The sequence below is a fragment of the Mesorhizobium sp. B3-1-8 genome, assembly GCF_006439495.1.
Lineage (GTDB): Bacteria > Pseudomonadota > Alphaproteobacteria > Rhizobiales > Rhizobiaceae > Mesorhizobium.
The window spans coordinates 20,035-27,254 of record NZ_VFTK01000057.1; the positions used below are offsets into that span (position 1 = coordinate 20,035).

Below are 7,220 nucleotides of genomic sequence, written 5' to 3' on the forward strand. Positions count from 1 at the left end.
CCGGGACGGTTCCATGCCGATCTTCATCGACCGCCGCCTGAATCCGAAGGACAAAAGCCTTGGCAATCGCCAGCGCTTCCTCAGGCGTGCCCGCGAAGAGCTCAAGCGCTCCATCCGCGACAAGGTCCGCGCCGGCGGGATCGCCGAGCTCGACCGCGAGCACGCCGTGCCGATGCCTCGCAAGGGCACCGGCGAACCGACCTTCGGCGACGACAAGGAAAGCGGCCGGCGCCAGCACATCCTGCCCGGCAACCGGACGTTCAGCCCTGGCGATCTTATCGACAAGCCTGGCGGCGGCGGAGGCTACGGCTCGGCTCCGGGGACCACGGAATCCGAGGACGACTTCCGCTTCGTGCTGTCACGCGAGGAAGTGCTCGACCTTTTCTTCGAGGACCTCGAACTGCCGGATCTGGTCAAGCTCAGTCTAAAGCAGATACTCAGCTTCAAGCCGAAGCGGGCGGGTTTCGCCGCAAGCGGCGCGCCGACCAACATCAATGTCGGGCGCACGATGCGAAACAGCCACGGGCGCCGCATCGCGCTCAGGCGTCCGAAGCAGGCCGACGTGGACGCCATCGCCGGGCAGATCGCCGAGCTGGAATCCAGGCCGCCGGATGCAAAGACACGCGAACGCATCGAGGCTCTGCGCGACGAGTTCGATCGGCTGGAGCGCCGACGCAGGCGGATTGCCTATGTCGATCCGGTCGACATCCGCTTCAATCGCTTCGACCCGCAGCCGCGGCCGAATGCCAGTGCCGTCATGTTCTGCCTGATGGACGTCTCCGGATCGATGGGCGAGCGAGAGAAGGATTTGGCCAAACGCTTCTTCGTGCTGCTGCATCTGTTCCTGACGCGACGATACGAGCGCACCGAAATCGTCTTCATTCGCCACACCCACGAGGCCAAGGAGGTGGACGAGCACACGTTCTTCTACCACACGCAAAGCGGCGGCACCGTCGTTTCCACGGCGCTCGAGGAGATGCATCGCATCATCGAAGAGCGATATCCGGCCTCTGAATGGAACATCTACGCCGCCCAGGCCTCTGACGGCGACAATTTCGCCACCGACTCCGAACGCTGCATAGAACTGCTGGACCGCAAACTCATGGGGCTTTGCCAGTATTTCGCCTATGTGGAGATCATCGATGAGCGGGAAAGCCACATTTTCGGCTCGACCGAGAACGGCACGTCGCTCTGGCGCGCCTACAACGCCGTCGACGGCAAATGGCCGAACTTCCAGATGAGGCGCATTGCCGCGCCGGCCGACATATACCCGGTCTTCCGCGAGCTCTTCGCCAGGCAGCCCGGCTTGCGCAAGAGCGCTTGAGGGCTTCGGCGATGGTCAGCCAGGCGCGCAAGTCCGAACTGCTGTTTTCCGGGTCCGACTGGGATTTCAACAAGCTGTCCCGGGTCTATGACGAGATCGAAGCGATCGGCCGCGAAGTGCTTCTCCTCGACATCTACCCGGTGCAGATGGAGGTCATTTCCTCCGAGCAGATGCTCGACGCCTATTCGTCGATCGGCATGCCGCTGATGTACCGGCACTGGTCGTTCGGCAAACGTTTTCTTTATGACGAGCTTCTCTACCGCAAGGGCGCTCGCGGTCTGGCCTACGAGATCGTCATCAACTCCAACCCCTGCATCGTCTACCTCATGGAGGAAAACACCATGGCCCTGCAGGCCTTGGTGACCGCCCATGCCGCGCTCGGGCACAATCATTTCTTCAAGAACAATCATCTCTTCCGGCAATGGACGGATGCCGGCGGCATCCTGAGCTACCTGGATTTCGCCAAGAGCTACATAGCCCGATGCGAGGAACGGCATGGCCTGGCCGCCGTGGAGGCGATCCTGGATTCGGCCCATGCGCTGATGGAGCAAGGCGTGTTCCGTTACCGTCGCCCGCCGAAACTGTCATCGGAGCAACAGCGCGAGGGGTTGCGCGAGCGCCTCGAATACGAGGAACGCTCCTTCAACGATCTGTGGCGAACGCTGCCGCCCCCGCAGGGAAAGAACAAGCCGGAAGCAGGGGACGAAATCCTTGCCGAGCGCAAGAAATCGCTCAATCTGCCGGAGGAAAACCTGCTCTATTTCCTCGAGAAGAACAGCCTGGTGCTTGAGCCCTGGCAGCGCGAGATCGTCAGGATCGTGCGTGTCATCGCGCAATATTTCTACCCGCAGCGGCAAACCCCGGTGATGAACGAAGGCTGTGCCACCTTCGTGCATTACACGCTCATGAACACGCTGTTCGACCGTGGCCGCATCGGCGAAGGCGCCATGCTGGAGATCCTGCGCAACCACTCGAACGTCATCTTCCAGCCGGCCTATGACGATCCGCGCTTTTCGGGCATCAATCCCTATGCACTGGGTCTCGACATGATGCAGGACATCCAGCGCATCTCGACCGCGCCGACCGCCGAGGACCGCGACTGGTTTCCCGACATCGCCGGCCGCGGCGACTGGCGCGACACCCTGCTCGACGCCTGGGCCAACCACCGCGACGAATCCTTCATCCGCCAATATCTGAGCCCGACGCTGATCCGCAAATGGCGGCTCTTCGTGCTCGCCGACGGCGCCGACGAGCCGCACTATGAGGTGGCCTCGATCCACAATGAGCGCGGCTATGCCAAGATACGGTCGGCGCTCGCGCAAAGCTACGATGTCGGCGCCAGCCGTCCCGACATCCAGGTGGTTGACGTCGACCTGCTGGGCGACCGGCATCTGCGGCTCCAGCACAAGATCAAGGACGGCGTCATGCTCGAGGCCCAGAGCCGCGACGCAACCCTGCGCCATATCCGCAGGCTTTGGGGCTATGACGTCAGCCTGGCGGCAATCGATGCTGGAACCGGCGCGATGCTCAGCGAGCGTTCGACCAAGGAACTTTGAGCCGGGGCTCTGAGACGCCTGGTTTCTTCGGCGTAGGGATTTTGAAAGGTTGCAGGGTTGTCGGGCGCCAAGATTTTCACCATTCGCTTCGGTGAAATCAGCGCAGACGTTGGGAGTTGGCTGAAGCCTCTCAACCTCGTCATCCCTCGGCGGAGCAGCCGCGAAGCGACGTCGCGGAGACCCTGGGATCCATTCCGTGACCCTGATCGAAGAACGCAGCGAAGCAGAATTCTGCACCGCAGCAGCGCTCATGCGTCACGGAATGGATCCCAGGGTCTGCGCGCGTCGCTACGCTCCTTGCTCCGCCCGTGGATGACGAGGCCGGACCGTTTCGGCCAATCTCCAAGGCATACCACCTGCCAACGCGACATAGCCGACCAGTTAAGATTTCTGTGTTAGTGAACTAGCCTTCGCTGGCGGGACGTATCCTCAACCTCGCAATGCGGTTCTTGTCCCGCTTCATCACCACGAAACGCTTGCCGTGGAAGGTGAAGGCCTGCTTCTCCTCCGGAATCGACTGCGTCTCATGGATGACCAGGCCGGCGATCGTCGTGGCTTCCTCGTCGGGCAGGTCCCAGTCGAGCGCGCGGTTCAAGTCGCGGATCGGCACCGTGCCGTCGACGACGACGGAGCCGTCCGCTTCCTTCTTCACGCCCTGCATGTCGACATCGTGCTCGTCGGCTATCTCGCCGACGATCTCCTCGATGATGTCTTCCAGCGTCACCAGCCCTTCGACCTCGCCATATTCGTCGACGACGATGGCGAAATGCGCCTTGCGGCGCAGGAAGGCGTTGAGCTGTTCCTGCAAGGTGGTGGTGTCCGGCACGAACCACGGCTTCGCCGCGATCTTCATGACGTCGATCCGCGAGAAATCGTTGCCGACCTCGTTGAGGGCCCTGAGCAGATCCTTCGCGTGCAGCACGCCGACGATGTTGTCGAGCGAGCCCTTCCACAACGGCATGCGGGTGTGCGGGCTTTGCAGGATCTCGCGCACCACCGCCTCCGGCGCATTGTCGGCATTGACCGAGCGCATATTGGTGCGGTGGACCATGATATCCGACACTTCGAGCTCCTCGAGATCGAAGAGGCCCTCAAGCCGATAGCGTTCCTCGCGGGCAGCATCGCCGTCGCGACCGGGATCCTCGTTGTCTTGATCCTTGCCGCTGCGCTCGGACCGCTGCGGCAGTTCGAGCGGCCGCAGCGCGTAGCCGAAGGCGGCAAGCAGCCAGGTGCGCAACAGAAGCGCCGAAAGCAGGATGACGGCGAGGACGGCGGCGACGATCCAGCCGGCGTCGATCATCCGGAACGGCTCCTCTTGGACCGTTCGGGATGGCTCACTTTGAGCCTTCCGGATTGGCCCGCCTTGAACCCTTCGGGATGGCTCGTCTTGAGGAAGGACAGCACTTCCGACGGCGGCACGTCCTTGGCGATGAAAGCCTGGCCGATGCCGCGCGTCAGGATGAAGGTCAGCGCGCCGCGCGACACCTTCTTGTCCTGGGTGATGAAGCCGAGCAGCGCCTCGGCATCCGGCAGCTCGCCCGGAATATCGGCCATGCGCCAGGGCAGGCCGACGGCGCGAAGATGCGCTTCGACGCGCTCCGCGTCGTCCGGGCTCGCCAGGTTGAGGCGCGCCGAGAAACGATGCGCCAGCGCCATGCCGATGGCCACACCCTCACCATGGACGAGGCGCGCCCCGTCATAGCGCGTGGCCGCTTCCAGCGCATGGCCGAACGTGTGGCCGAGATTGAGCAGCGCCCGGTCGCCGGTCTCGAACTCGTCACGGGCAACGACGTCTGCCTTGGCGCGGCAGGCCTCGGCGATCGCCTCGACCCGCGCCGGGCCGCCGGCAAAGACTTGCCCCCAGTTCTGCTCAAGCCAGGCGAAGAAGGCCGGGCGGTCGATCAGCCCGTATTTGGCGAGCTCGGCATAGCCGGCGCGGAACTCTCGGATCGGCAGCGTGTCGAGCACCTGGGTGTCGGCGAGCACCAGCCTGGGCTGGTGGAAGACGCCGACAAGGTTCTTGCCGCGGGCGCTGTTGATGCCGGTCTTGCCGCCGACGGAGGAATCGACCTGCGCCAGGAGCGAGGTCGGGATCTGCACGAAATTCATGCCACGCCGCACGATGCCGGAAGCAAAGCCTGCAAGGTCGCCGATGACGCCGCCGCCGAGCGCGATCACCAGGTCGCGGCGTTCGAGCTTTGCCGCGAGGACGCCGTCGACCACCTCTTCGAGATGGGCAAAGCTCTTGGTCTTTTCGCCGGCGGGCAGCGCGATGACGGCGGACTGGATACCGCCTTTCTCCAACCCCGCCTTCAGCGTGTCGAGATGCGCGGCGGCGACGTTCTCGTCGGTGACGATGGCCGCGCGGGTGCCGGGAAGCCGGCGCGCGATCTCCTCGCCGGAGCGCGCCAGCAGCCCGGAGCCGATCAATATGTCATAGGCGCGGTCGCCGAGCCCGACCTCGACCTTCACCGGTTCGGCATCGCTCACGACTGCACCTCGTCGGTTGTGGCGCTTGTAGCGCCTGTCGCGATCGCGTCGACGCCGAGATGGGTGCAGAGCGCCGCGACGACTTCGCCGGCGATGATCTCCTTGCGGTCGTCGCGGGTCGGCACGGTCAGGTCGGCGGTGGCGTAGACCGGATAACGCTCGCCCATCAGCCGCTCCAGCACGCCGCGCGGATCGGGATTCTTCAAGAGCGGCCGGTTCTGCTTCTTCGAAACCCGCTCCATCAAGAGGTCGAGGTCGGCCTTCAGCCACACAGACACGCCATAAGCCGTGATTGCCTCGCGCGTCTGCGCGTTCATGAAAGCGCCGCCGCCGGTCGACAGCACCTGCGGTCCGTTCTCCAGCAGGCGCAGGATCACGCGCTGCTCCAGCGCGCGGAATTCCGGCTCGCCATAGCGCTCGAACAGCTCCGGCACCGTCATGCGCGAGACGCTTTCGATCTCCTGGTCGCTGTCCATGAAGGGCAGCGAAAGCATCGCCGCCACCTTGCGGCCGATCGCCGTCTTGCCGGCGCCCATCAGCCCGACGAAGACGATCGAGCGGCTGCCGAGCGCTTCGATCAGCGCGGCGCGGCCTTCGTCCGTCGGATTGGGTGGCAGAGCGTTCATCGGAGCCTCTTTGCGCCGTATCGACATCAAAAGCCTGTTTGCGTCAAGCACGGCCGGACAACCGGGCGCGAAGCGCCCCGGCAAAACCTTCTGTTCACCGGAAGCCTTCGTCCTTGAATTGGCCGGATCGGCGTCCCATAAGGGCACAGGGCTTTGGAAACGCAGAACAACAAGACGGGCGAAATTGAATGCCGACTTTGTTTCGCTTCGTCGTGACGCTGGCGGTTCTTGCAGGCATTGCCTATGGCGCGATGTTCGCGCTGGCCATGTTCGTGGAGCCGAAAAGAGCGGAAATGAGCATCCGCATTCCGGCCGAAAAGCTCAACCCCAAGAAGAACTGACCAAGAAAACCGACAAAGAGCTGATTCCGGCCCGATGAACAGCGCCGCCCGCATCGAAGCCTTCCTCGAAATGATGAGCGCCGAACGCGGCGCGGCGGAAAACACGCTCGCCTCCTATCGCCGCGACCTGGAGGATGCCTCCGAGACGATCCAGGGCGGACTTGCAGGTGCTGGATCTTCCGACATCCGCGCCTATCTCGACGATATCGCCGCGCGCGGCTTCGCGCCGACCTCGCAGGCGCGCAAATTGTCGGCGATCCGCCAGTTTTTCAAATTCCTCTACGCCGAAGGCCTGCGCGGCGACGACCCGACCGGCACGCTGGACAGCCCGCGCAAGGGCCGGCCGCTGCCGAAGACGATGAGCGAGGCCGAGACCGGCCGCCTGCTCGACCGCGCCGCGCTGGAAGCCGGCGAATCCGCCCCGGACGGCGACAGGCTGGCGGCGTTGCGCCTGCACGCGCTGGTCGAGGTGCTCTACGCCACCGGCCTGCGCGTCTCCGAATTGGTTGGCCTGCCGGTGACGGTGGCGCTGCGCGACGACCGCTTCTTCATGGTGCGCGGCAAGGGCGACAAGGAGCGCATGGTGCCGCTTTCGACCAAGGCGCGAACCGCCATGCGCGCCTGGCTTGCCGCGAGGGCCGAGCGCCCGGCCTTTGCCGAAAGCCCGTTCCTGTTCCCGGCCTCATCCGACAGCGGGCATCTTTCCCGCCAGGTTTTCGCCCGCGATCTCAAGGGGTTGGCCGCGCGTTCCGGGATAACCGCGGCCAAAATCTCGCCGCATGTGCTTCGCCATGCTTTTGCCAGCCATCTGCTGCAGAACGGCGCCGACCTCCGAGCGGTGCAGCAGCTTCTAGGCCATGCCGATATCTCGACCACGCAGATC

General features: G+C 64.2%; 7 protein-coding genes. 4 read left to right on the plus strand and 3 right to left on the minus strand.

Annotated features, from left to right (window positions below; translation table 11 throughout):
• Window positions 1–13 precede the first annotated feature (13 nt).
• Together FJ424_RS31755 and FJ424_RS31760 are read left to right on the plus strand one after the other, a co-directional pair.
• Window positions 14–1,324 carry a YeaH/YhbH family protein gene (locus tag FJ424_RS31755; protein WP_140659657.1) on the plus strand — a complete coding sequence of 437 codons (1,311 nt, stop codon included), beginning with the start codon at window positions 14–16 and terminating at the stop codon, window positions 1,322–1,324.
• A gap of 11 nt (window positions 1,325–1,335) precedes the next feature.
• Window positions 1,336–2,880, plus strand: coding sequence for a SpoVR family protein (locus FJ424_RS31760; protein ID WP_140659663.1), 1,545 nt, complete (start codon window positions 1,336–1,338; stop codon window positions 2,878–2,880).
• Window positions 2,881–3,283: 403 nt separating this feature from the next.
• Here the strand turns inward: FJ424_RS31760 and FJ424_RS31765 are convergent, their stop codons facing one another.
• The 3 genes from FJ424_RS31765 to FJ424_RS31775 are packed head-to-tail and all read right to left on the minus strand — an operon-like array spanning window position 3,284 to window position 5,996.
• A complete protein-coding gene (locus FJ424_RS31765) occupies window positions 3,284–4,180 on the minus strand; it encodes a transporter associated domain-containing protein (protein ID WP_140659658.1) in 897 nt (298 codons plus the stop codon).
• On the minus strand, window positions 4,177–5,370 hold the full coding sequence (gene aroB / locus FJ424_RS31770; protein WP_140659659.1) for a 3-dehydroquinate synthase: 1,194 nt from the start codon (window positions 5,368–5,370) through the stop codon (window positions 4,177–4,179). The genes FJ424_RS31765 and aroB overlap by 4 nt, the downstream gene beginning before the upstream one ends.
• Window positions 5,367–5,996, minus strand: coding sequence for a shikimate kinase (locus FJ424_RS31775; protein WP_140659660.1), 630 nt, complete (start codon window positions 5,994–5,996; stop codon window positions 5,367–5,369). The genes aroB and FJ424_RS31775 overlap by 4 nt, the downstream gene beginning before the upstream one ends.
• A 188-nt stretch (window positions 5,997–6,184) precedes the next feature.
• On the opposite strand from FJ424_RS31775, the gene FJ424_RS31780 reads away from it, so the two are divergent.
• The gene (locus FJ424_RS31780; protein ID WP_140648190.1) at window positions 6,185–6,337 is read left to right on the plus strand and encodes a histidine kinase; all 153 of its coding nucleotides are present in this window, start codon (window positions 6,185–6,187) and stop codon (window positions 6,335–6,337) included.
• Between the two features lie 34 nt (window positions 6,338–6,371).
• Window positions 6,372–7,220 (plus strand): site-specific tyrosine recombinase XerD (locus FJ424_RS31785; protein WP_140648191.1); only part of this gene is annotated, 849 nt, incomplete at its 3' end.

What these genes read in the sequence shown, in the direction of transcription:
- FJ424_RS31765 (WP_140659658.1), bottom strand. Translation starts at nt 4,180, where the DNA reads ATGATCGACGCCGGCTGGATCGTCGCCGCCGTCCTCGCCGTCATCCTG.
- FJ424_RS31760 (WP_140659663.1), top strand. Translation starts at nt 1,336, where the DNA reads ATGGTCAGCCAGGCGCGCAAGTCCGAACTGCTGTTTTCCGGGTCCGAC.
- FJ424_RS31755 (WP_140659657.1), top strand. Translation starts at nt 14, where the DNA reads ATGCCGATCTTCATCGACCGCCGCCTGAATCCGAAGGACAAAAGCCTT.
- FJ424_RS31775 (WP_140659660.1), bottom strand. Translation starts at nt 5,996, where the DNA reads ATGAACGCTCTGCCACCCAATCCGACGGACGAAGGCCGCGCCGCGCTG.
- FJ424_RS31780 (WP_140648190.1), top strand. Translation starts at nt 6,185, where the DNA reads ATGCCGACTTTGTTTCGCTTCGTCGTGACGCTGGCGGTTCTTGCAGGC.